Raw genomic sequence first — 23,393 nt, 5'->3', positions numbered from 1 at the left:
CAGAAAGGGGCGGTAAATGAAATATTACTGCCTTTTTTATGAATCAAATATATTTCCATCTCTTAGAATATGTAGATTACCTTTACGACGTAAAAAACCCGAACGATCAAAATATTCTATTAATTGGACAACTAACTTACGCCCAAATTTTAATTCGTCTCGTAATTGATTAACTGAAATAGCGCCGTGTTCGGCAATGAATTGTTTGATTAAGCGAGAATATACGTAGATTGTTTCGGTGAGAAAAAAACGATCTTTGACAATCGGAGTAAGGTAGCCTAATTTTCCTGCTTTGTAGAGAAAAGTTCGCATAGTCGTTTCTTCTTGCTCTAATACATTAGCTAAATCACGCACCCATAGTGCTTGCCCATGATTTTGTTCAAATTGCGCTAATACAGCTTGCCAGAGTTGTTGTTCTTCTGCTGAAAAGTGAATTTTATGTTCGGGTAGATGTAACCAACCGCGTGTTTGTTGTAACTTATCTGCATTTAATAGTTCGTCGATAAAGTGATAAATTAATTTTTCTGGTTGATTTAATGTCGCGATACGATATAAACGGGCTTTACTAATGCCTAGTTGATCGTTATGTTGTTCATGGTACTGTGTTAGTGCATTCAATAGTTTTTCATTTTGTTGTTGTTGGTAGTCTTGGTTAAAACACCAGTCTTGAAAGCAGGTTTGCTGATTTTCTTTTAAGCTCTCATCTAGCTGGCTCGGCGTTAATTGTTCTGTCCACATTAATGTTTGTGCAGAAATAGCCTTGTTTTGTAAATAAAGTGCGGTACGTTTTGCAGAAGTTTCTGCTTGTTGTAATTGCTGTAAAAAGGCTAATCGTTCTGCGCTACGTTTATATCGCTTTGGTGAGTTGATCTCTAATACTTTGGCACCTGCAATAACTTGTTTTGCATCAGCGCTGCGTAAAATTAATTTATCACCATAAGTTAAAAAAAGTGGCTTATCTAAAATGATCTCAGCTAAACCTAGTTGAGATGGAGATAGCGTTTTAGTTTGTAATAAATTCAATTTCCCTGTCGTTCTTGCGCAAGCATGGTATAGATGTATTACTTGGCTTTCACCTAATGGGATTTCCGTATTGATTTGAACACTAATACGTTCTGTTGCAGCTTCTGGTGGTTGTGAAAATAACCAGTCACCTCGCTCAATTAAAGAACGATCTAAATCGGTATGAATATTGAGCGCCAATCGTTCACCCGCAGCGCCTAAGTTGGCTTTTTGATTTTGGCTGTGGATATTTTTTACTCGTACTGTTTGTCCTGTTGATAAGTACAATTCATCATCAATTTTGACTTGTCCAGTAAATGCGGTACCTGTAACGACTGTACCTGCACCTTTTACACTAAACACCCGATCAATCGCATAACGGAAAGGTTTATTTTGATCAGCTAGATTCGGGAGCTGTGCTAAATATTCGCGTAATGTTTCGATTCCCTGTGTGGTTTTAGCAGACGTAATAAAAAGAGGCGATTGAGCTAAAATGGGGTAATTTGCCTTTAATTGTTGAGAAAGCTGGTCAATTTGCAGTGAAGTTGCACGGTCTGCTTTTGTAATAACGACAATAATTTGTTGTAACTGTAATAAACGTAAAATTGTGAGATGTTCCTTGGTTTGTGCTTGAATCCCTTCATCTGCTGCAACAATTAGCATGGCATAATCAATGCCGCCTAATCCAGCGAGCATATTAACTAAAAACTTTTCATGACCTGGTACATCAATAAAGCCTAAAGTGCGGTCTGTTTTTCCCAAATCTGTTAATGGTAAATAGGCATAGCCTAAATCAATCGTCATACCACGTTTTTTTTCTTCGGGTAAATGTGCTGTATTTGTGCCTGTTAGCGCTTGTAATAATGCCGTTTTACCATGATCAACATGGCCTGATGTAACGATAATCATGTTATTAGTGTCCTCAAATCAATTTCTACATAATTTTAGCACTTAGCAACAGAATGGCTAAGATTTTTTCAGGATTGCTAGCCTACTATGGTGTTTATTCCATTATGTTGTGATCCTGCTCACAATTATGTGAATAAAGCATTGTGATTGAATAATAATCCTTCTAATCTCAGCAAGAAATTTGAAAAGAAACAATGTGTTGTATATCAAATATGCTAAGAATGAGGTAACGATGAAAAAGATTATTTTAGATTGTGATCCTGGTCATGATGATGCGATTGCGATTTTACTGGCACATGGTAATCCTGAAATTGATTTATTAGCGATTACTACAGTAGTGGGCAATCAAACTTTGGAAAAAGTTAGTCGTAATGCGTTAGCTGTTGCTGAAATTGCCAATATCATTGGTGTACCTATTGCGAAAGGCTGTGTACGTCCTTTAGTACGTGAAGTGGAAGTCGCTCCTAACATTCATGGTGAATCAGGTATGGATGGTCCTGTTTTGCCAGAGCCAACTTTAACGTTAGATCCTCGTCATGCAGTAGATTTGATTATTGAATTAGTGATGAGTCATCCAGCGAAAACCATTACATTAGTACCTACAGGCGGGTTGACGAATATAGCCATGGCAGCGCGTAAAGAACCACGAATTGTAGAGCGAGTGAAAGAAGTGGTATTAATGGGGGGCGGCTATCATACAGGGAACTGGAGCGCAGTAGCCGAATTTAATATTAAAATTGATCCTGAAGCGGCACATATTGTGTTTAATGAAAAATGGAAAGTCACAATGGTTGGTTTAGACTTAACACACCAAGCACTTGCTACTCCAGATGTTGTTGAGAAAATTGCTCAAATTCCAACCAAACCAGCGAAGTTTGTGCTCGAACTGCTTGAGTTTTTCGGCAAAATGTATAAACAAGCACAAGGTTTTGATTATCCGCCAGTGCATGATCCTTGTGCGGTAGCTTATGTGATCGATCCAAGTGTTTGCACAACAAAAGCTGTGCCAGTCAATATTGAACTGACAGGTACACATACATTAGGTATGACAGTAGCCGATTTCCGTTACCCTATTCCTGAAAATTGCCATACACAAGTGGCAATGAAATTAGACAAAGATAAATTCTGGGGGCTGATTTACGATGCATTAAAACGTATTGGTTAATGCTAAGAGAATAAAAAAAGAAGGGGCAATTTAAAAATGCCCCTTTGTTATTTAAATGTATTTTAAAGCCGTTTAACGGTTTCTAATAACGGCGCTAAACTGGCAAGACTGCGTAAATCGAGCCAGATTTTTTCTTTTTCTACTCGGCAAATGATCGGCTGGGGTAAACGTTTAAAACGTTGTAAAAGTGCGGTCAATTTTCCAGAAATTTCTGTCGAAATCGTGACAGCAACAGAGGGAATTATCGCTAATGGTTGTGAACCGCTGCCAATTTGTGCCGAACTGTCTTCAATTTGCAGTAAATAATCAGTGCCTAATTTTTCTTGTAACGCAGTTTTTAGCTGTTCTGCTTTGGCGAGTAACTCATTGACAGGTTGGGTCAGTAAATAAAGTGCGGTCAGTTTTTCACTTAATTTTTCAGGTTGTAAATATAAACGCAGTGTCGCCTCCAAGCCTGCTAAAATCACTTTATCGCAACGTAATGCACGTTTTAACGGATGGGATTGCAGGCGATCAATCCATGCTTTTTTCCCAACAATAATGCCAGCTTGCGGACCACCTAATAATTTATCCCCAGAGAAAGAAATTAAGTCCACCCCTTGCGCCCATTTTTCTTGTACAGTCGGCTCTGAAGGTAGTCCATATTGGCTTAAGTCCACTAAAGCACCGCTACCAAGATCCGTTATTACTGGCAGATTAAATTCATTCGCTAACTTAACTAATTCTTGTTCAGATACAGATTTTGTAAAACCACAAATTTGATAATTACTGCTATGTACTTTCATTAAAAATGCCGTATTTTCGTTAATTGCGTTGCGATAATCACTTAAATGGGTACGATTGGTCGTGCCGACTTCAACTAATTTACAACCTGCCTGTTGCATAATATCAGGAATACGAAATGCACCACCAATTTCGATCAATTCTCCTCGCGAAATAATCACTTCTTTGCCTTGCGCAAAGGTGGCTAACATTAATAAAACTGCTGCTGCATTATTATTGACCACACAAGCCGCTTCTGCACCAGTTAACTGACAGAGTAATTCACTAATATAATGATCCCGATGGCTACGTTTGCCCGCCTCTAAATCATATTCTAACGCGACATTTTGTTGCATCGCTGTTAAGGCAGCTTGTTGTGCTGCTTCTGACCACAACGCACGCCCCAAATTGGTATGTAATACGGTGCCTGTCAAATTATGTACAGATTGAATATTGACTTGCTGTTGTTGCTGTAATTTGCTGCGAATAGTTTCAATTGTGTATTTAAAATCGGTGAAAAAGTGCGGTAATTTATTTTCATTTTTTATACTTTCACGCCCTTGCTCGATTAATTGACGGCAAATATTGACCACCGCTGAATGCCCGAATTCAGCAACCAGCGCCACACCATCAGCTGTTTTTAAGATTTTATCGACAGAAGGAAGGCTTTGATAGAGAGACATTGTTATTCCTATTTTATTTACAAATTAAATTGACTCAATCATACTTGTTTTCTTAGCAAAATTCAGTAAGCAGTACGATCAAAAGAGAATTTTGTGATGAAGTTAAAAAACTACGGTCATTTGTATGGAGGATGATTCACTCACTTGAATCTATTCCTTATTTGCGTTAAAGTTTGCACTAATTCCAACACGGAGGAGCGTCGTTTCCGGTGAAGCGGCAGGACTTCAAATCCTGTTGAGGTTGCCAGCAATCTCGGGTGGGTTCGACTCCCATTCTCCTCCGCCAATCCATAAATCAATCTTCATCAAACCTCACCAAAATAATCAATAAAACCCAATAAAATCAAGATTTATCGCATTTTACATAGTGCAAAATTAATCAAACTTATTCATTCTAACCCGCATTTTTAGCTACCTTTTTTGTTACCTGATTTATAATGTGCTTGTTACTCTCTAAAATCACTCCCTAAAAATAGGTTTTATTAAAAATAAAAAGGTAACAAAAAGCTATTATCTTATTGAAAATAAATGATTTATTTTTGTCTCTGTTTTTGTTTTTATTTGTATTTTTAGGTAACAATAAAATTTTAATTAGGTAACAAATAATTATAACCTGTTGAAAATACAGTAATTAACGTACCATTTTAGGACGTGGTTAAGTTGAACCTTTCAGGCAGCAAAAATTTATTCACAGGTAACCAAAATTACCTAGGGGCTGATGATATGGCTAAAAAAGTAAAACCTCTCACAGATACGGAAATAAAAAACGCAAAACCAAAGGACAAAGAGTATTTACTTTCTGATGGTGCTGGATTGCATTTAATGGTAGCTAATACAGGCTCTAAATTATGGAGATTTATATACAGTAAACCTTACACTAATAAACGCGCTAAGATTAGTATAGGAGCTTATCCTGATTTATCCTTATCACAAGCTAGAGCCAAGCGTGATGAATATAATGCGTTATTGGCTAATAATATCGACCCACAAACCTACCGTAAGCAACAAGAACAAGCACAGGCGGATAAGTTAAATCGTACCTTTGAGAAGATGGCTAAAGCGTGGTTTGAAGATAGAAAGATAAAGGCTAACTTTTCAGAACGTACCGCCAAAGATACGTGGGCTTTATTTGAACGCCATTTGCTCCCACGCTTTGCTAATTACCCTATATCAGAAATCACGCCACTTATCGCCATTAATGCTATCAAACCACTTGAGAAAGAGGGCAAGCTAGAAACCGTTAAAAAGATTATTGGCAATCTTAATAACGTAATGAGGTTCGCACTTCATAGGGGATTGATTGCGCATAATTCGTTAGCAGAAATAGGCAAGGAGTTTGATAAGCCAGTATCTAAGGGAATGAATACTATCACCCCTGAAGAATTAAGCGAGTTTTTACAAGGCTTTTACAAAGCAAGAGATGAAAACCGTTTTAATCCGTTTTCATTTTATGCGGTTATGCTGGTGGTATTGACTGGTGGGCGACCATCTGAAATAGCCAAAGCGAAATGGGCGGATATTAATTACAAGGAAAAAACGTGGACTTACCGAGTCCAAAAAGGCAATAAGAATCTACCAGAGGGGAGAGAACACGTAGTAACACTATCACGCCAAGCAATTGGGATATTTAATAAAATGCAACAATTACACACCGCACTTGGGATTAATAGCGAATTTGTGTTTGCCAGTTTAACAGCGAAAAGCGGTCATTTAAGCATTGAGACAATGCGAAAAGCCATTATCAAGGGGATAGGGGAAAAACGGCTTACTACGCACGGCATACGCCATCTATTCAGCACGTCATTAAACGAGAAAGACTATAAAGCCGACTGGATAGAAAGAGCCTTATCACACAAGCAAAATAAAGATAAAAATCAAATTAGACGTACCTATGATAAATCCTTGTATCTCTCACAAAGGGCGGTGATGTTACAAGAATGGGCAGACTATGTAGAAAGCCAAGCACCAGAGCCAATTATTCCACCACCAAAGCATCTTAAGGTTGTGGCTTAACACTATTCTTTTAAAGGCTAATTTGTTTAGCCTTTTTTATTTCCACCAACACCATAAAAAATCTTTTCTTATAGGAGCATAAATTTTTATAGGACAATTAGGACAATAAAAAATGCAGATGTATATAAAACAATAGCTTACATTTAAAATAGTATGAATATTAATCAATTATTGTCCTAATTTACCCTTAAATTGTCCTATTTTTAGTTACTTTTGTCCTATTTTTGGCTGTTTTTGTCCTACTTTTTTAGGTGATTTTGACGAAATGAGGTAGTAAATAGCCTAAAAAAGAGATTGTATTGTGCTGAAAATAAACTTTTTATACAGTGCTTGTACAGTATAGTGAAATATGATTAAATTTAACTAACTTTGAATTAGTTTAAATTATACTCAAGAAGTATAATTATACTTTTCTTGTATAAAACTGACTAATTTGCGAATTAGTGCAACTAGGAGCGGACTAATTACCCGAGCCGAAAGAGAACAACCCTATTTGTTCTTTGTTGCACTCTCACTAAATAGGGCAACACATAGGGGTGTTTGGATGCTTGACTTTGAGAAAGCATATACTCAATTAGCAGATCAAAGAGAAAATAATTTTATTAGTTTATATGATTTATTTCTTATGATCAGAAATAAGCATCCAAAGTTATCAGATAATAAAATTGCCACTGTATTAATTGATAAATTCAAATATTACAATCAAGAATATTCACGCAATCTAATGCTTGATGAGTTACCTTATGAGTTACTTGATGAAAATGAAAGAAAACAATTAGATGTATTCAAGAAATTGGGTGATATTGATTGCTACACCTTGCCAAAGAAATTGCATCAACCACCTGAACCGTTAGGCTTTGATTCCTTGATAGATATTTTGGAAGTGATTGAGGAAAGTGGAATAAACGAAAATATACCGTTTTAAGTGGGGGCATTATGTATCGCACATACCATGATATAGACTTGGACACAGGAGAAGAAACTAACAATGTTTATCTAGCCATAGATGATGCTGATCTTAAAGAAATTTATTTAGATAAAAAGATAATTTCCTATATCTTAGGCATTGACGAATATCAGAGAAAAGAAAATGTAAGAAAGGAAACGTTTTTAGAACAACCTACACAAAAAGAACTTTCACAAGAGAAAGAAATAGAAAAATTAAAAAAAGAAAATCTTAAACTAAAACAAGATGTAGATTTTTACAGGAAAGGCACTAATAAAAATTATAACGAAAGTATAACTAAAATAGTTGATAGAGTTAAGTATTGCGTTACAGAGAGAGAAACACATTTACAGGCTATTTGCTTTTTATCTTTTAAGTTAGCGGAATGTCACCCAAATCCTAATTTATATTTTAAAGGGAGCGGAGCATTAAAAATAAGCCAAATTGCGAGGATGCTTGCAAAAGAAAGTGCGGAGCATTGTATCACCGCAAAAGAAATGGATACATTTCATCGAAGAATATCAGAAGCAATAAAAGAATTTACTCCAGAAAATTAACTAGCTTATAAAACCTCCAAAAACTTCCAAAAACTTCATTAAAAAACTTCCAAAAATTTATTTTGTAAATATTGGAAGTTTAGTCACAGTCATATCCCACTCCCTCAAAATACCTCACAAGCAAAACGAAATACTTTGCTTAATTTTAATTAACCAAATTAAAAGAGGTATTTATGAGTACTACTCAAACCAATCAAACACCAATCAAAAAATACTATTCAATCAACGAGCTAACCGCACTTGGTATTGGCTCACGTACCAAAATTGACCGCTTAGCAAAACAGGGCTTACTCAAAAAAATCAAAATCGGTGGCTCTGTGCGTTTTAGTGCTGATGAGGTCAATGCCTTTATTCAATCCACTAACGCATAAGGGGGAATTATGGAAGGTGATCAATATCTAGCAAGTTTTAACTTTCCAGCAATGGAGCGTAAGCCAAAAGTAGCTGGCTTAGCTGTGCTATTGGGTGAGGTTAGTGAACTTGAATTACAAAAAATCTGTTTTAACCGTTCTTTGCGTAACGAGATTAATCAACTCGAGGAGCAAAACGATATTTCATTTGTGCGAGTGGAACGCAAAGGGGTATACGGTGGCGTTTATCTCTCTTACCGAGTAGCAAGTGCGAAAGATTGCGAGAAGTTAGCCAAGTATTACAACCTGAAAGCAAGCCAACGAGGTTATAAGCCACTATCACAGGCAGATATTAATGAGGCAATGAACCGTTTTCACTATGTAGATCCTTTGGCGGTGGTGGACGGTGAAAGAATAGTACAAAAACCATCACGCCAAAAAGCCAATATTTAGCGCATAGCGAGGATTTAATGATGATTAATACCAAGAATCAAGTAAACCAAGTAAACGAGCTACAAGGCGCAGAAAGTGCGGTAAATAGCGCAGTATTTCCTAAGGTCTTCCACAAGGAAACGGTAGCGATGACAGATAGCCTAAAAGTAGCGCATTACTTTGGTAAACGCCATGACAACCTTCTTGCGACTATAAAAAATTTAGGTTGTTCGCCTGAATTTAACGTCCTTAATTTTAAGGCGGTTAAATACACGGATGAAAAAGGTGAGAAAAGACCGATGTATTTAATGACCCAAGACGGTTTTACATTGTTAGTAATGGGTTTTACTGGCAAGAAAGCAATGCAATTTAAAGAGCAGTACATCAAAGAGTTTAACGAGATGAAAAAACGCCTTGCGACACGTGCCAATATGAAAGCTGATCAAATACGAATGAATGAGGCGATTAAGTACCGCTTAGAACAAGTAGGCAAGGAAGACCCTCACGCATATAGCCGAGAGAATAACCTTGTTTATGTGGTAGCACTAGGGAATAACCGTAAATCGTGGTTACAGGTAAATGGCTATCCTGATGATGTAGATATACGCCAATACTTAACTGCAGAACAATTGCAATTAGTTGATCAGTTGCTTTCTGAAAATGCCGTAATGATTAAGTTAGGTATGGACTACCACCAGCGCAAAGCACAATTACAGGAAACCACATTACACCACTTGAGAAAGGGGGCATTAAATGCTTGATACCAATCCACCAGCAGAAAACCAATATAACCCAACATACGCAGATATTGCAGCGCAATTAAACGATATTCAAGAGAGTTTGGAAATCACCATTGATAAAGGTTATCCAACGATAAAAGCAGAGGGAGTGCCTGATGTGAGAATGAGTGATAAAGACTATCTGGAGTGGATGTTAGAGCGTATTAATTGCGTGATTTATGACGTGGAGAACATCCAAGAAAAATTAGCACAATTACTGCAGATAAATTGCGACACAAACTGCGAATTGTGAAAACCGTTAAACCCTTGCTGGTGGTGGATTGTGAGTGTTCAGATAACGCCAAAAGTGCGAAATAAAACGCCTATTTGCGAAACGGATAACAAATATCGCCATAGCCGATTTAACGCATTAAAGCACGGTGGATATGCCACACACTTTCACGCCCTCACCGCAGAGGAAAAGCGAATTTATTGGGAAAAGAAATGGAAATAAAGAACAAGATAGCCAAGCGTTTTCTCTTACCTAATGCTGTTCAACATTACTTGGTGAGAGCGACTACCTACTCTTTCCTCAGTCTTGATGACGATAACGAACTCTACCCATTAAGTGAGGTCATCCTGCTGCAGAAAGAAAAGGTGCTAGAAATTGAACGGGAATATAAACAATGCCCTACGGAGTTTTTATTAGGGCAATTACTCAAGGCTAAGCAAACGCTGAATAAGTTAGAGAAAAGGCTAAGCGAGGTTGAGAAGAAGTGAACCCTCCTGAATTTTTGAGGTAGTCAATCCCATTTTGGTTTGGCTGAACTGTTGCGATAACACAACACTTAGCTATGTACATATGTACACAATTCAACTGTGGTCATATGACCACAACTGGACTAACACAAGTTGGCGGTAATCTCCTCAAATTTTAGGAGATTAAAACAGCGCAATTTTAAGTCCGTCCACCAATGGTGGTTCTAGCAATTTTCGGAGCAGTACGCGCGCGAGGGGTGGTGAACACCCTGAATTTTGCGAGTCCATAAAAAAGGGATGTTTCAGTATAAACGCATACGAGGAAGTATATTCAACGAGACCAAAATTGGTCTGGTTAAATTCAGTAAGCGCGCAAGGGAGTGGCAAGATGATTTTTTAACTTCCACCAATGGTGTAAGAGCAGTAAGTGTACCAGTGAGTGGCTTTACCTCAATTTGAGGGAATTATAAATTGTTGATTTTCTTACAAAATCCAACTTTGGTCTTTGCTTTAAAAACAATGAGTTACAGGAGGGCAAATGTTTAACCATAAATTAACGCTGAAACAAGAAAATTTTTGCTTACAGTATATCGAGACAGGCAACGCCAGCGAGGCTTATAGACAGGCTTACCATGCTGAGAATATGAAACCTGACACCATAAATCGAAAAGCAAGTGAATTACTATCTGACGGCAAGATTACGGCTAGGATTGGTGAGCTAAAAGCAGTACACCAACAACGCCATGAAATCACTGTAGATGATTTGATTAGGAAACTCGAGGACATTTACCAAAAGGCAATTAGCGGAAACGGTAGTTTAAATACAGCAGTTAACGCAGTAATGGGGCAAGCTAAGTTATTAGGTTTAGATAAACAAACAGTTAAGTTGGAAACGATAGATTATCCAACTGTGATTGAATTAGTTGCGCCTGATTTTAATTCCGTCAGCTCCAAAGAAAATGATTAAAAAATCCAGAAAACAAAAAACCTCACCGAGTTTAGCTCAATGAGGCTTTGGAATGAAATCAATATCTAGGCAAAAGGATTATATCAAAATGCTATTCAAAATATCCGATTTATTTAAAAAAAGTAAGCTAAAACGCTTTACAAAGTGTGGTTCGTTTTGGCATTATTTAGACGTTAGCGCAAAATCGCTAGCCGAGCGTGGAAACTCGAATTATTTACTTGTGGCGAACAGTAGCACGCCATTTAACCGTGCTTTTTTTGTTCGTGAAGTTCGCACACCTAAAATCCGATATGCAAATTCGCACAACGGAATTTTCTCAATAAATTCAATACTATCCATTTTTGGATTGACTGGATTTATCTCAATGGTAGCGTGCGATTGGCAACGTTTAATCGTTGGCTGTGTTCCACAAGTCGCAGTTTTCCACCCAGTCGCACGTTACCGCCCTAAAGCGTGGAAACTTTTAGCGGTAACCTCTATTCAACATCTTGTGGAGTTAATCGCTATGATTTACTTATTCAAAGCTATAAGCCGTTTAGACTTACGTAACACTTCAAAACCTATCTCATCATTTCCTTGCTATACCATACGAATTAAAGCCGATAACTTAGAGCAAGCCAAAGCGATTATTTGTCCTTTCTTTGCTGTTAAGGAGGTGATTTATGCGTAAATACAGCGTAATCACCTATCGGGAAGAAGATAGCTTGTCAATCGCTGGGAATCGTTGTAGTATTCAAGGTACTACCCCATACAACGGACACCGCACCCGTAAGACTTGTGGAATTTTTTTACCTCAAATTCACTTCAAGGGCTTACTACACCCTGAAAATATCGAATTTGCGGTACAGATGATAAGCCGAAATAAGGCGAGCAATCGCACGAATAAGGCTAGCCGTTTGTATGCGGTAGTTGAGTCTGTATCGCACCCTACTAAGGGCGATACTCTTTTTACTAAAACATACAAGAGAAATCCCACAATGAAAACTAGTCAAAAATCTACCGCACTTTTAGCGGTTCGTTCACGCACACCTATTGCTTTTGCTCCTGCTATGGAGGTGGACCATGCGTAAATACAGTGTAGTCACCTATCGAGAAGATGAAACCGTAGAAGGTCAACCATTCATTATTGCCACAGGGAAAACATACCAAGAGGCAGCACAAATCGCACGTGAGGCAATGGATAACGATCCGCTTGTTTATGGTTCAACATTGAGAGTAGAGCGTTCCCCTTATGAAATCACTGTTTTTAATAAACAAGGAGAGATTGCTTTTACTGGTGAATATCCTACCTATGCTCAAGCTTGTGAAGTATCTGATTATTTAAAAACCACTGGCTTGTATTCTGAAATCAGAATTAGTCATCCAGATGGTTTAGGAGGTGATCAATGATGAATCCAATTACTCAAATGAAAGTAGCGAAATCCACCACCGAACCAAATAAGCTATTTAAAGCGAAATTAGAGGGCTATTTAAGCGATGGAAAGCCAACTCTCACACTAGGCAAGGGAAATGGCTTATATGTGCTATATACGCAAATTAACCGCCAATTTCAGCTAATAAAAGACAGTAACCAACGCTGTTTTAATGAGTTTCCAGATTGCTATCACCATAAGATTAAATTAGCCAAAGAATGTGATGATTTAGCCGAACGGTTATCAAAAGGCTTGTTGATGATGGAAGAATTAGCAGAAGGAAAAACGTTAAGTAAAGAGCAAAAGGGGCAGATTAAAGCCTTTATGCGTGGTGCTAAATATTTAATTAGCAAACTGCAGGGTGTTAGTTTCAATGTAGATGAAATACAAGGTGGTGGAAATGAGTAAAAAAATGATTCAGGCACCAAACTTTAAAGGACAACCTAATGAGCCGTTGAGTGATTTAATTGTGTTAGCAGGCAATCAAGCGTGGGAATGGTGGGGTAAAGGTAAGGGCGAGGGATGGCTCTTACTTTGCCAAGCATTACAGCATAACTCAAAACAAAAGCCGATTGTTCTTGATGTAAAGCAGTTGAATAAATTAGAGTGGTTAGCAATTGTTCCACCAGCACAGAAGGCAGTAAGGGTGATCCAATGTGGTGAGCTTTCACAGGTGCAAGTTACCGCACTTTGTCTTAACCTTGCCAAACATTCTAAGGTTGAGCAATTGGCATTATGTAATTGTATTGGCGAAGTAACCGAGAATCTAAGTGATTATATTAAACGAGTAAGAAAGGGTGATAGTGTGGCTGAAATTGTGAGCGAGAGCATCGCAGAGGCACACAAAGAGAATAATCAAGCCAACACCTTACCTTTTATCGAAGATCGCACAGAACGAGGGAAAAGAGGCTTATATCGCATTACATTAAAAACCAATGGATCAACGGGTGAAATCTACGAGGACAAAATAGAGTGGCTTTGTGATGCGGTGGAAGTTGTTGGAATGGGGCAAAGTGAGGATGAGTTTTACACAATGTTGCGCTTTACACCTAATCGCAGTGAGCAAAGTAAAATTATCGCTTTACCATTAAAAGACGTTGGCGAGCGTACGGGCTGGCAGTTATTGCGTAAAAATGGCTTGAATATCACGAATAATCAACGCTTACGCCCTTACTTAGCCGATTATTTACAAGACTATTATCAAAAGGGCTTTTATCGTGTAGTAAATGCGACAGGGTGGCAATCAGGCGCATATATTTTGCCTAATGGTGAGGTTGTGGGAGAGTCTAAAACGCCAGTATTCTTTGTAGGACAGTCTGCTAATAATAAAGGCTATGGCGTAAGCGGTAGTATTGAAAGTTGGCAGCAGGAAATCGCTAACAACGTGGCTGGTAATCCGTTTATGATGCTGGGTGTAGCTGTTGCGTTAAGTGCGCCTATTATTCATTTAATCAATGCGGAAAGTTTTGGGGTTCATATCTTTGGCGGTAGTTCGACAGGGAAAACAACAATAGCCAATATTGCAAGCTCTATCTATGGTCATCCTGATGAAATCCGTTTAAGTTGGTTAACCACACCGCTAGGGATTAGCAACGAGGCACAAGCCAGAAATGATGGCTTTATACCGTTGGATGAGATAGGGCAAAGCACCAACCGCAAGCACGTTGGCGACATTGCTTATAGTTTATTTAATGGTGTAGGCAAGATACAAGGCGCAAAAGAAGGCGGAAACCGAGATTTAGCCCGCTGGCGCACGGTGGCTTTTTCTACTGGGGAAATGGATTTAGAAACCTACTTAACTAACGTGGGGATAAAAACGAATGTGGGGCAGTTAGTCCGATTGCTGAATATTCCACTACAAAGGGCTACTCAATTCCACCACCACAAAGACGGAAAGGCGCACGCAGACCATTTAAACCAATCCTCAAAATTGCATTATGGCGTTGTAGGGCGAGAATGGATTAAGCACCTTATTAATTTACACCACAATAACGCCATAGAGACGTTATATCGAGCCATTTTAGAGAATAGATTAAATACCCTGCCGAATGATTGTCATTCACAAGTTAAGCGTGTAATGAACCGTTTTGCGATATTAGAAACGACATTAAAACTTTCCCTAGACTTCACAAAATGGGATGTGGTCGAATGTGAAAATGCGATCACGAAAGCATTTAATGAGTGGGTAAATATCTTTGGTTATCATAGCCGAGAGGAATTACAGATTATTGAACAAGTGAATGGTTGGCTTTTGCGCAATAGTTCACGCTTTATTGAATACCCTTTCAATCCAAATCAGGCAGAGCCAAAAGATACCGCAGGTTATAAAGAGTTGGCAGAGCAAGGCAAGAATGAAAAAGAAAGATATTGGATAATACCGCAGGTTTATCTTAATGATGTTATTAGTGGCTTTAATGAAAAACAAGCAAGCGAGATATTAGCAAATGCGGATATGCTAGAGCGAGGAAGAGAAAAAGGCTATCCGTTTAGGCTCAAATTACCTAGCAAGATAAAACCTACTCGTACAAGGTGCTATTTGCTTTATCCACTTGATGAAAGTCAAGACGAAAGATAAGAGCTGACACCATAACCCACTATAAAGAGCCAAATAAAAATGGCTCTTTTTTGTAGCATAATATTATTTTTTAGATAAATATTTTTATTTTTTGTAGCAAATGGTTTTCATTAAAAATTCTCAATTTACCACTAAGAAAAAAACAAGAGAGTAAAAAAATCTTTTCGTATAGAAGTATAAATTTTTATAGGATAATCAGGATAATAAAAAATACAATTGTATGTAAAACAATGCGTTACATTTAAAATAGTATGAATATTAATCAATTATCATCCTAATTTCTCCTTAAATTTCCCTATTTTTGTCCTAATTTTGTCCTACACTGTCCTAACGCATTAGGACAATTTTTGCTATCTAACTTATTGATTTTACAGGTTCTGTCCTATTGTCCTAATTGTCCTATAGTTTTTTGCTTATATATACATATTGCTTTTTTTCTTGATAAAAAAATCGTGGTGGTGGATTTATGAAAAATCAGGGGATTATGCTACATAATACATTGAGGATACTTCCACCAATGGTGGATGTTAGGGTGCAGGTTGAATGTATTGACTTAGGTCAGTTTCGGTTTTAATATTCTTTACAGAAAGGTCAGCATCTGATGTAAGATCCCAATGTAATTGAAGCGGATGGGTTTTCAGAAATTGCTGGCTTTTTTCTTTATTCCAATACACACCCTAGCCATTAAATCATTAAACTCTTCTCCGCCAAACCGTTTGATTTGGCTGTTAGTTTGCTCCAGTTCTGCATTTTGTTGTTGCAGAATTTGTAATAGGCTTTTATCATTGACGTCAGATAAAGGCGACGAGCTAGAAATCTCCGCAGTTGATACGCGAGAGGTCATTTCTAACAAGTTGCCTTTTTCTATTTTAGTCAACTTATGGTCGTAGTATTTATGACCTGTTGTTGACACAGCAGCAACAGCAGAACTAACTTAATATTTACAACTGCAAAATTAAAATTTTCAGATATGGGGGAGGGTGGGTAAAAAGTTCAGAAGAAAGGTTTAGACTACCGCCCCGTCAACTCTGTTTTATCGCTATTCCAGTTTTTCGACCTTTTTTAACTCTTTGAAGCGGATCACAAAACATACAGCGTATATTTGTCTATGTAAAACTATTGTTTTAGTATTAAAAATTGATTTTCAGATAAGTTTTATTAATTGCACTTTTAGTGAGTTTGGTTTGGTTGACAGGTAACGTGTTCTGCTAGTGGGTGATTAGTTAGTGTATTTTTTAGTATTGTTCCAAATTGCTTGACAAATAAAAAAAACAGGCTAATATTTACTTGAAATTATGACGGAACCCATAGCAGCTCACAGACCATTTTTACTATCTGTACTGGTTGTTATGGGTTTTTATTTATCTTTTTATTGTGAATTATTGCGAAAATAATTATGAAAAAGACAGCAATTCTAATTGATGGTGGTTTTTTCTTTGCTAAAGTAGGTTTTTTTATTAGAAAATACTTTAAGACTCTAGATGTGACAGCGGATCACCTCATTGATTTAATGTGGAAAATGGTAAAATTCCACATCGAAATAGAGCGGGGACAACATACAGGTAGAGAGCCTCATGAACTATACCGTATATACTACTACGATAGCCCACCATTAGATAAACAAGTTAGATTACCTCACCCAGAAAAGGGACAAACATCTCCCAGAGATAAAAATTTCAAAGCGGAGCCAATGAATAAGCTTCGTACGGAATTTCATACAAAATTAAAAGGAACTCGTAAAACGGCTTTGCGTATGGGCAAACTACAATCAACGGATTGGAAACTTAATGACAATACTCTTAAGGATTTGCGTAATGGGAGACGAAAATGGGAAGATTTAACCAATTCTGATTGGTACTACGAAGTAAATCAAAAAGGAGTTGATGTAAAACTAGGTATGGATATAACTATTCTGTCCTATGAGAAATTAGTTGATGTCATTGTTTTAGTCGCTGGAGATTCTGATTTCGTTCCTGCAGCAAAGCAAGCGAGAATTAAAGGTGTTGACTTTATTTTAAATCCTCTAAAGCAAGAAATTTCATCTGAATTATCTGAACATATTGACGGTATTCAATCTTTCAGTATTGGTGTAGGCCTTGCTGAAGTGCTGAAATGTACCCCAGATAATAATCCTGAGTGGTGGCAAGAGCATCAGCAGAAAATTGAAAATAAAAGAAAAAGTAAAAAGAAGGATAAATCCAAGCCGAGAAAATCTAAAAATTAAGCAAACCGCCCAATGTGGCGATTTTTCTTTACCCTAAATTTATTAGCTAATCAAATTTCCCCATTTTAGATTCACTAATCACTTTGTATTTTGTTTTTGATGTGTTAATTCCCTATTTTCTTCAGTGTACTTAAAATGTTATTTTTAAAAACAACCCCATGTAAATGATCATTAATAACTAGTTTTTTATCCGTACTCATACGAAGATAATCCGTATTGTTATTGTCCGATATGTAAATTTGCACAACGCTTATTAGCAAATAGATAAGAGCTAAATATTTCACCGTTAGGAAAATTATCCTAACGTATGCCTGATAAGTATCCGCCAATGGCTGACACCCTTTGAACAAGTTTTAATTAGTCCTTTTTTATAATGTAAAGAAACTCATTTTTAGAGAAGATAATCAAACAGAAAGTGAGTATAAAAAGTAATCAAAAAATAGGGGAGGGAACAGTTTTTGTTACCTGTTTTGTTACCTATTTTTATTTGCTTAAAATAAATCTATTTATATTCAAATGGTTAGGTTTTAAATTCAACTCCCATTCTCTCCGCCAATCCATAAATCAATCTTTATCAAACCTCGCCAAAAGAATTAATAAAACTCAGTAAAATCAAGGTTTATAGTATTTAACTCAAAATAAAAACCGATCATCCTTAATGTAGAACAGTTGAATAATATTGGTGAAGTAACCGAGAATCGGAGTAGTTACATTAAATGAGTAAGGCAAAATACTAGTATGGATGAAATTATCGCACAGGAGGGCGTAGAACAAACATAAATATTTCACCTTACATAGAAAAAGGCAGAATAGGCAGTAAAAGTGGCTTATACTTCATTACTCCAAAACTAGATAAAGATACTGAGGAAATTATTTAGCGTGAAGATTGGCTGAGTGATGAATTAGAAGTGGTCGGATAAGGTCGAAGTGACGAAGAATATTACACCATGATTAGTTTTAAACTGCATAATAGCGATTTACCAACAGAATGGTTTATTGCAGAAACTAATATGGGGGTTTTACTTAACGTATGTTTTATAGAGAAAGATGGAAGTATCTATATTAGAACAGCGTATAGACCAAATGATGAAGAAATACGAACATATCAAAAATATAAATAGCGAGGGTTAGGATATGACTCATTTAGATGATAAATGGGAAGATGGTACGTTGGGCAGAGATTAAAACTTTGTACAGAAAACCTCAAAAACTAAGGACAGTTTAGAAAATGCGTTAGGTTTACAGCCTATCTCTATTCGATTGCCGAAAGCATTAATACAAGATCTAAAACACATCGCCGAACTACATGGGTTAGAGTATCAACCTCTTATTAAGCAAATTTTAAATAGATTAGCTGATGCTGAGAAGAGAATGATGGCTAATGAGAAAATAGCCGAAGAATTAAAAAAATCAAACTGACTGAAGAACAGAAACAACATAAATCCAAACAAAAAAGAGTGGCTTAACATAATTATTTCAAAGGCTAATTTATTTAGCCTTTTTTATTTCCAGCAATACCATAAAAAATCTCCTTCTCCTTGATATAGAACAGCTAAATGAGTTACTGCGATTAAAGGTATAGAAGTTATATAAGCTAAATTTAGTGCCTAAATGGTGCTTTTTTATTGCCTAAAGATGATGACAGATGTCGATTATAGTCTTATAAAAAGTATACTGTGAATAAAGATAATGCCTGATATAACAAGGAATTAGAAGTGTGGTAATTTTAAAAGGTACTCTTGATGGGAGGCTTTCCGCTGGGTTGGGTGCGCGTGGTTTTCGGCATTTTTTCGATCTTTTTTAAATTTAGTCCATCAAATTTTTATTTCTTGTTTTATTTATAAAGTCAAAAAGTCGGTCATTTTAATCAATAAAAGATATTTTATTTTTTATGAATTGTTCATTTTGTGATCAATGTAACAGAAATAACCACACAAAAATGTATGCTATAAATGAACTGTAGCAACCATGTGGAGGCAAATATGAAAAAGTCCTTATTAGTTGTATTAATGAGTATGGTGTTGGCTGCTTGTGGCAGTAGTGGTGGGAAAAGTTGGGTGAGTAACGGAGGCTTAATTAATCCTCCTGTAGACGAGCCAATATTAATTGATATTGTTCCCAACCCTGATGTTGCAGCTGTTGGTTACGTTGATGATGGGCTGAAAGGCAAAGTGATTAAGATAAAAAGTGAGTTTCTTTCGAAAGGCTTTGGTTTAGAGTTTGATGCAAGTAATTTACCTGAAGGAGTGATGACTAAAAAGGTGAATGGGAATGTCGTAAGAATGCTAAATTTGCCATATTCTGTGCTTGCTTGGAGCCAACCTAGTGCCTACACAGAAGGAGAGGAGTTTTATGATAGTAAAGGATTGCTTTCTGGGGTAGGAAAATTCACTATTAAAGACAATTACCCAGCAAGTAAAGCGACTTATCATGGTTATTCTGCAAATCCAAATGCTGTCGGAAAGATGTTATTAAATATGGACTTTGCTAGCACAACAGTATCGGGTAAGCTTTATGAGCGGAAAAATAAGGAGGGTGAAGGGCTGCCTGATATTACCTTAAAAGAGACTAGCAACTATGCGGAAGATGCTGGGGTTGGTGCCTTATTAGGTGAAACTGATTATAAACCTATGGGAGTAGACAATAATTTAAAATATGTGGTTACTTTTGCGGGGCCTTCAGCAGATGAAGCTATCGGTTTTGTCATGGCTATGGGAGAGATGTCTAATCCGCCACTAATCTATGAGGTATTTGGTGGAAAACGAGATCTACCTAGTCCGCCACTAGATCCATAGTTAAATTTTCCTCACATACCCCCCAAATGATATTGCTTGGGGGGTTTTAGCTTTAAGGTCCATCAATCTTCCTTTTCCCGAAACGAATTGTATGTACAGAGCATCATCAAAATAAATAATACGTTAGGATAATTTTCCTAACGTATACGTCATAGTTATCAGCCAATGGCTGACACCCTTTTAACAAGTTTTAATTAGTCCTTTTTTATAATGTAAAGAAACTCATTTTTAGAGAGGGATATTAGGCAAAAATAAAGTATAAAAACAATCAAAAATAGGGGTAGCAAACAAAAATAGTACTAGGAATAGTACTATATTTTAAGGTATGAAAATTTAGTCTTTTAAAAATCAATATGTTATATATTAAATTGAACTCCCATTCTGGCCAATCTATAAATCAAATTTCATTAAATTAATTAGGCATATAGCTAGACTAAACGTTAGCTCAATTTTATCATTGTGAGGTTAAAATCTTTTGGGTAGATAAAGTAAAAGTGGAGCATATAGCAAGAGGAAGAGTTATTTATAGTAAAAAATGCTTGTGTAGCGAATTTTAGTCGATAGGATGATGAAAGTTTTTTAATGTTATAACAGATTGTGAAGAATATTTTGTTAAATAACATAGGATGAAAAGCGTTGTGTTAGAAGTACTAGATTCAAAAGTGAGTTTTCCCTGACTAATGTTAATTAAGGGAATCTGCACGACAGAAGTAAGCTTTTTAGCTCATTTTTTTTGCTGTAAGCTTGCACCATCATGTGTTTTTAAGTAGTTAAGTAACCAAATTAGTCCTAAACCAAATAATGCAACACTTAAAAACGTGTAACTAAAAGATTGTTGTAACTGCTGTCCTGTTTCACCAATATGCTCACGATAAAGCCCTAAAATGACAGAGCATACTGCGATACCAATGCCAATTCCCATCTGTTGTGCCACACTCAGAATTGTAGAGCCTGCGCTGGCATTTTGTTCTGATAATTCACTCACTGCTAGCGTATTAGTTGCAGTGAAAATAACAGACATAGAGCCTCCATACCAAGATAAGGCTAGAATCAGTAACCAAATAGGTGTTTCTCTTGTCACTAATGTCATGACCGCAATTGAGAGTGTAAGCTGTATAGCTGTGATAACTAATGTTTTTTTGTAACCCCACGAGGTTAAAATACGAGTAATAAGTGGCTTCATGAGTACCGAACTAATTGCGATTGGAGCAAGTAGCCATCCTGACAGCTCTGCACTATAGTTAAAGACGACTTGGAGCATGAGAGGAAGTAAGAAAGGAATGCCTGAGCCACATAAACGAATGAGTAAATTAGCAAGAATGCTAATGCTAAATGTTCTAATTTTAAATAGCGATAAAGGTAGTAGTGAAGTTGATGATTTTTTAGCATGAAAATAGTAAGCAAAAAGAAGAGCAATGCCGAGGCTTAAAATACTTAATGCATTTATTTTATTACTGGTTTTTTCTGCGATTAAATCTAAACCGAGAGTTAAGCCAACTAACCCACCCGCAAAAAGGAAAAAACCAATCCAGTCAAGTTTATTTACAGGAGAAGTAACATTCGGCATATAGTTTCCTGCGATAATAACTCCAATTATGCCAATAGGTATATTAATTAAGAAAATCCAATGCCATGTTGCATAAGTCACTAACCATCCACCCAATATCGGACCGAGAATCGGACCAAGTAAGCCAGACATTGCCATGAGATTCCAAACAGATAATAAATGTTGTTTGGGAACTGTTCTTATAATAGATAAACGTGCTACAGGCATCATTAGAGCTCCTCCAAATCCTTGTATAACTCGTGAAAGGACGAGAGTATCTAATGTATTTGATATTGCACAAGCAACTGAGCCGAGAACGAAAATACTGACTGCAAAGCGAAAGATTTTTAAGGTGCCATATTTGTCTGCAAGCCAGCCACTTAATGGAATAAATAAAGCAACAGTTAATGCATAGCTGATGATGGCAAGTTGCATTTCTAAAGGTGAGTGATTGAGATCTCGGGAAATAGCGGGAAGTGCAGTGTTAAGAATCGTTGCATCAAGGGTTTGCATAAAAAGAGCAATAGCAGCAATCCAAGCTAGCCCTCGATAACTGTCACGTTCTGTCATAAAATTTTCCTATTTTAGACCGCACTTTTGTTGATACCAATTTAAGATAAAGGTAGCAATCTGATTAATATCATTGATATTTAAAAGCGGTTTTTCCGAGTTTAGATCATAATCTGTGGCTAATCCGATAACTTTGTTATCTAGCTCAGGTAGCGGTTTGTCCATTGTGTAGCGATGCAATAAGATTTTTTCAATAGGCTCTTGTTTAAACCCTTCAACAAGTATCAAATCAGTTAAATGAGGATCAAATTGCTGTGCTAAGTAATCAAGATCAACAGACTGCTTAGGTGTTTCTGTCATTAATGCCCAACGATTATCGCAAGCCATAATTACTTGACTTGCTCCTGCTTCTTTCATACGCCAGCTATCTTTGCCTTCTTTATCTATCTGGGCATTGTGGTGGCTATGTTTAATGACAGCAACACGTAGTCCCTTTGTGATCAAAACAGGTAGGAGTTTTTCTAATAAAGTTGTTTTGCCACTGCCACTATAACCAGTAATACCTAGCATTAAGTGCATGAGATAGTATCCTTTTTTCAAAAATTTTATGCATTATAAAGGGATTAAGGCAGATCACAAAATTCTTAATAGAATAGGTTTATAAGCTGTTTTCTGATTAAGGCGTTTGCTGTAATAACGAATCACAAGAAATGCAAGAGCGGTACAAATAAAGATAAATACTGCACTGATTAACTCATGTGGAAAAAGTTGCTCAGCAATGAATGTACTAATTAGGATAGTGAATAGGGGCACAATATAGAGTAGTAGTGCGGAAAGAATCAGTGAGCGCTCAGCTAAACCAATTTCGACTAATTGTCCCACTTTAAGAGGCGTAATAGTTTCAATAGTGAAAATATGTTCACCTTGTTCGCCTGTTAACTCAGAAAGTGCTGATGCACCACAAGCGTTTTTAGCTGCACAAGCACCACAGGCACTTTGTGACTGACATTTTACTTTAGCGAGACCAGCTTGGTATTCAATAACAATAGCACTTTCTTTCAACATTA

General features: G+C 36.8%; 23 protein-coding genes and 1 tRNA gene. 18 read left to right on the top strand and 6 right to left on the bottom strand.

Features of this window, described 5'->3' with window-relative positions:
• Window positions 1–36: 36 nt before the first annotated feature.
• Entirely contained in the window at window positions 37–1,911 is a 1,875-nt protein-coding gene (gene selB / locus DYE19_RS08135; RefSeq protein ID WP_115323230.1) for a selenocysteine-specific translation elongation factor, read from the bottom strand.
• 232 nt (window positions 1,912–2,143) lie between these two features.
• Between selB and uriH the strand changes: the two genes are divergently transcribed.
• The gene (uriH, locus tag DYE19_RS08130; protein ID WP_115323229.1) at window positions 2,144–3,076 is read left to right on the top strand and encodes a uridine-preferring nucleoside hydrolase UriH; all 933 of its coding nucleotides are present in this window, start codon (window positions 2,144–2,146) and stop codon (window positions 3,074–3,076) included.
• A 62-nt stretch (window positions 3,077–3,138) separates the two neighbouring features.
• Here uriH and selA read toward each other — a convergent pair whose 3' ends face one another.
• Entirely contained in the window at window positions 3,139–4,521 is a 1,383-nt protein-coding gene (gene selA, locus DYE19_RS08125; protein WP_115323228.1) for an L-seryl-tRNA(Sec) selenium transferase, read from the bottom strand.
• Between the two features lie 191 nt (window positions 4,522–4,712).
• On the opposite strand from selA, the gene DYE19_RS11265 reads away from it, so the two are divergent.
• The 15 genes from DYE19_RS11265 to DYE19_RS08055 all read left to right on the top strand — a co-directional run bounded on the left by DYE19_RS11265 (window position 4,713) and on the right by DYE19_RS08055 (window position 15,251).
• Window positions 4,713–4,807: transfer RNA gene (locus DYE19_RS11265), tRNA-Sec, on the top strand.
• A gap of 437 nt (window positions 4,808–5,244) precedes the next feature.
• Window positions 5,245–6,534, top strand: coding sequence for a tyrosine-type recombinase/integrase (locus tag DYE19_RS08120; RefSeq protein ID WP_115323227.1), 1,290 nt, complete (start codon window positions 5,245–5,247; stop codon window positions 6,532–6,534).
• 544 nt (window positions 6,535–7,078) lie between these two features.
• Window positions 7,079–7,459, top strand: coding sequence for a hypothetical protein (locus tag DYE19_RS08115; RefSeq protein WP_115323226.1), 381 nt, complete (start codon window positions 7,079–7,081; stop codon window positions 7,457–7,459).
• A gap of 11 nt (window positions 7,460–7,470) precedes the next feature.
• Entirely contained in the window at window positions 7,471–8,037 is a 567-nt protein-coding gene (locus tag DYE19_RS08110) for a hypothetical protein (protein ID WP_115323225.1), read from the top strand.
• Between the two features lie 173 nt (window positions 8,038–8,210).
• Window positions 8,211–8,408, top strand: coding sequence for a helix-turn-helix transcriptional regulator (locus DYE19_RS08105; RefSeq protein ID WP_005764228.1), 198 nt, complete (start codon window positions 8,211–8,213; stop codon window positions 8,406–8,408).
• Between the two features lie 9 nt (window positions 8,409–8,417).
• Window positions 8,418–8,840, top strand: a complete 423-nt coding sequence (locus tag DYE19_RS08100; RefSeq protein WP_083004181.1) for a PM1773 family protein — start codon at window positions 8,418–8,420, stop codon at window positions 8,838–8,840.
• Between the two features lie 20 nt (window positions 8,841–8,860).
• A complete protein-coding gene (locus tag DYE19_RS08095; RefSeq protein ID WP_115323224.1) occupies window positions 8,861–9,580 on the top strand; it encodes a Rha family transcriptional regulator in 720 nt (239 codons plus the stop codon).
• Complete coding sequence (locus DYE19_RS08090; protein WP_115323223.1) at window positions 9,573–9,851, top strand: hypothetical protein; 279 nt, start codon at window positions 9,573–9,575, stop codon at window positions 9,849–9,851. Before DYE19_RS08095 ends, DYE19_RS08090 begins: the two co-directional genes overlap by 8 nt.
• 191 nt (window positions 9,852–10,042) lie before the next feature.
• Complete coding sequence (locus DYE19_RS08085) at window positions 10,043–10,318, top strand: hypothetical protein (RefSeq protein ID WP_041422803.1); 276 nt, start codon at window positions 10,043–10,045, stop codon at window positions 10,316–10,318.
• A gap of 517 nt (window positions 10,319–10,835) precedes the next feature.
• A complete protein-coding gene (locus tag DYE19_RS08080) occupies window positions 10,836–11,264 on the top strand; it encodes a terminase small subunit (RefSeq protein ID WP_115323222.1) in 429 nt (142 codons plus the stop codon).
• 52 nt (window positions 11,265–11,316) lie between these two features.
• Window positions 11,317–11,934, top strand: coding sequence for an ash family protein (locus tag DYE19_RS08075; protein WP_368656423.1), 618 nt, complete (start codon window positions 11,317–11,319; stop codon window positions 11,932–11,934).
• Complete coding sequence (locus DYE19_RS08070) at window positions 11,927–12,334, top strand: hypothetical protein (RefSeq protein ID WP_255313147.1); 408 nt, start codon at window positions 11,927–11,929, stop codon at window positions 12,332–12,334. The genes DYE19_RS08075 and DYE19_RS08070 overlap by 8 nt, the downstream gene beginning before the upstream one ends.
• Window positions 12,327–12,653 carry a hypothetical protein gene (locus tag DYE19_RS08065; protein ID WP_115323220.1) on the top strand — a complete coding sequence of 109 codons (327 nt, stop codon included), beginning with the start codon at window positions 12,327–12,329 and terminating at the stop codon, window positions 12,651–12,653. Before DYE19_RS08070 ends, DYE19_RS08065 begins: the two co-directional genes overlap by 8 nt.
• Window positions 12,650–13,084, top strand: a complete 435-nt coding sequence (locus DYE19_RS08060; protein WP_115323219.1) for a hypothetical protein — start codon at window positions 12,650–12,652, stop codon at window positions 13,082–13,084. Before DYE19_RS08065 ends, DYE19_RS08060 begins: the two co-directional genes overlap by 4 nt.
• A complete protein-coding gene (locus DYE19_RS08055; RefSeq protein ID WP_115323218.1) occupies window positions 13,077–15,251 on the top strand; it encodes a DUF927 domain-containing protein in 2,175 nt (724 codons plus the stop codon). Before DYE19_RS08060 ends, DYE19_RS08055 begins: the two co-directional genes overlap by 8 nt.
• A gap of 637 nt (window positions 15,252–15,888) precedes the next feature.
• On the opposite strand, the gene DYE19_RS08050 is transcribed toward DYE19_RS08055, so the two are convergent.
• Window positions 15,889–16,164: a hypothetical protein gene (locus DYE19_RS08050; protein WP_147285039.1), complete on the bottom strand. Its 276-nt coding sequence runs from the start codon at window positions 16,162–16,164 to the stop codon at window positions 15,889–15,891.
• Between the two features lie 483 nt (window positions 16,165–16,647).
• Here DYE19_RS08050 and DYE19_RS08045 point away from each other — a divergent pair, with 483 nt between their 5' ends.
• Together DYE19_RS08045 and DYE19_RS08030 are read left to right on the top strand one after the other, a co-directional pair.
• Complete coding sequence (locus DYE19_RS08045) at window positions 16,648–17,475, top strand: NYN domain-containing protein (protein WP_115323217.1); 828 nt, start codon at window positions 16,648–16,650, stop codon at window positions 17,473–17,475.
• Window positions 17,476–19,457: 1,982 nt separating this feature from the next.
• Window positions 19,458–20,270, top strand: a complete 813-nt coding sequence (locus tag DYE19_RS08030) for a hypothetical protein (protein WP_115323216.1) — start codon at window positions 19,458–19,460, stop codon at window positions 20,268–20,270.
• 724 nt (window positions 20,271–20,994) lie between these two features.
• Here the strand turns inward: DYE19_RS08030 and DYE19_RS08025 are convergent.
• From DYE19_RS08025 to DYE19_RS08015, 3 genes are read right to left on the bottom strand one after another with little or no spacing between them, the layout of a single operon-like run.
• Window positions 20,995–22,386 carry a DHA2 family efflux MFS transporter permease subunit gene (locus DYE19_RS08025; RefSeq protein ID WP_049215592.1) on the bottom strand — a complete coding sequence of 464 codons (1,392 nt, stop codon included), beginning with the start codon at window positions 22,384–22,386 and terminating at the stop codon, window positions 20,995–20,997.
• Between the two features lie 9 nt (window positions 22,387–22,395).
• Window positions 22,396–22,905, bottom strand: a complete 510-nt coding sequence (gene mobB / locus DYE19_RS08020) for a molybdopterin-guanine dinucleotide biosynthesis protein MobB (protein ID WP_049215594.1) — start codon at window positions 22,903–22,905, stop codon at window positions 22,396–22,398.
• A gap of 54 nt (window positions 22,906–22,959) precedes the next feature.
• Window positions 22,960–23,391, bottom strand: a complete 432-nt coding sequence (locus DYE19_RS08015; protein WP_049215596.1) for a SoxR reducing system RseC family protein — start codon at window positions 23,389–23,391, stop codon at window positions 22,960–22,962.
• Window positions 23,392–23,393: the final 2 nt, after the last annotated feature.

This window comes from Pasteurella canis, from assembly GCF_900454865.1.
GTDB lineage: Bacteria > Pseudomonadota > Gammaproteobacteria > Enterobacterales > Pasteurellaceae > Pasteurella > Pasteurella canis.
The sequence above is the reverse complement of the archived record's forward strand: the minus strand, read 5'-3'. Positions and strand labels throughout refer to the sequence as shown.

Excerpts from the sequence above, each read along its gene's own strand:
- DYE19_RS08055 (WP_115323218.1), top strand. The coding sequence starts at position 13,077 with ATGAGTAAAAAAATGATTCAGGCACCAAACTTTAAAGGACAACCTAAT.
- selA (WP_115323228.1), bottom strand. The coding sequence starts at position 4,521 with ATGTCTCTCTATCAAAGCCTTCCTTCTGTCGATAAAATCTTAAAAACA.
- DYE19_RS08110 (WP_115323225.1), top strand. The coding sequence starts at position 7,471 with ATGTATCGCACATACCATGATATAGACTTGGACACAGGAGAAGAAACT.
- DYE19_RS08080 (WP_115323222.1), top strand. The coding sequence starts at position 10,836 with ATGTTTAACCATAAATTAACGCTGAAACAAGAAAATTTTTGCTTACAG.
- DYE19_RS08120 (WP_115323227.1), top strand. The coding sequence starts at position 5,245 with ATGGCTAAAAAAGTAAAACCTCTCACAGATACGGAAATAAAAAACGCA.
- uriH (WP_115323229.1), top strand. The coding sequence starts at position 2,144 with ATGAAAAAGATTATTTTAGATTGTGATCCTGGTCATGATGATGCGATT.
- DYE19_RS08015 (WP_049215596.1), bottom strand. The coding sequence starts at position 23,391 with ATGTTGAAAGAAAGTGCTATTGTTATTGAATACCAAGCTGGTCTCGCT.
- DYE19_RS08030 (WP_115323216.1), top strand. The coding sequence starts at position 19,458 with ATGAAAAAGTCCTTATTAGTTGTATTAATGAGTATGGTGTTGGCTGCT.
- DYE19_RS08105 (WP_005764228.1), top strand. The coding sequence starts at position 8,211 with ATGAGTACTACTCAAACCAATCAAACACCAATCAAAAAATACTATTCA.
- DYE19_RS08025 (WP_049215592.1), bottom strand. The coding sequence starts at position 22,386 with ATGACAGAACGTGACAGTTATCGAGGGCTAGCTTGGATTGCTGCTATT.
- DYE19_RS08065 (WP_115323220.1), top strand. The coding sequence starts at position 12,327 with ATGCGTAAATACAGTGTAGTCACCTATCGAGAAGATGAAACCGTAGAA.
- DYE19_RS08045 (WP_115323217.1), top strand. The coding sequence starts at position 16,648 with ATGAAAAAGACAGCAATTCTAATTGATGGTGGTTTTTTCTTTGCTAAA.
- DYE19_RS08070 (WP_255313147.1), top strand. The coding sequence starts at position 11,927 with ATGCGTAAATACAGCGTAATCACCTATCGGGAAGAAGATAGCTTGTCA.
- DYE19_RS08115 (WP_115323226.1), top strand. The coding sequence starts at position 7,079 with ATGCTTGACTTTGAGAAAGCATATACTCAATTAGCAGATCAAAGAGAA.
- DYE19_RS08085 (WP_041422803.1), top strand. The coding sequence starts at position 10,043 with ATGGAAATAAAGAACAAGATAGCCAAGCGTTTTCTCTTACCTAATGCT.
- mobB (WP_049215594.1), bottom strand. The coding sequence starts at position 22,905 with ATGCACTTAATGCTAGGTATTACTGGTTATAGTGGCAGTGGCAAAACA.
- DYE19_RS08060 (WP_115323219.1), top strand. The coding sequence starts at position 12,650 with ATGATGAATCCAATTACTCAAATGAAAGTAGCGAAATCCACCACCGAA.
- DYE19_RS08075 (WP_368656423.1), top strand. The coding sequence starts at position 11,317 with ATGAAATCAATATCTAGGCAAAAGGATTATATCAAAATGCTATTCAAA.
- DYE19_RS08095 (WP_115323224.1), top strand. The coding sequence starts at position 8,861 with ATGATTAATACCAAGAATCAAGTAAACCAAGTAAACGAGCTACAAGGC.
- selB (WP_115323230.1), bottom strand. The coding sequence starts at position 1,911 with ATGATTATCGTTACATCAGGCCATGTTGATCATGGTAAAACGGCATTA.
- DYE19_RS08090 (WP_115323223.1), top strand. The coding sequence starts at position 9,573 with ATGCTTGATACCAATCCACCAGCAGAAAACCAATATAACCCAACATAC.
- DYE19_RS08100 (WP_083004181.1), top strand. The coding sequence starts at position 8,418 with ATGGAAGGTGATCAATATCTAGCAAGTTTTAACTTTCCAGCAATGGAG.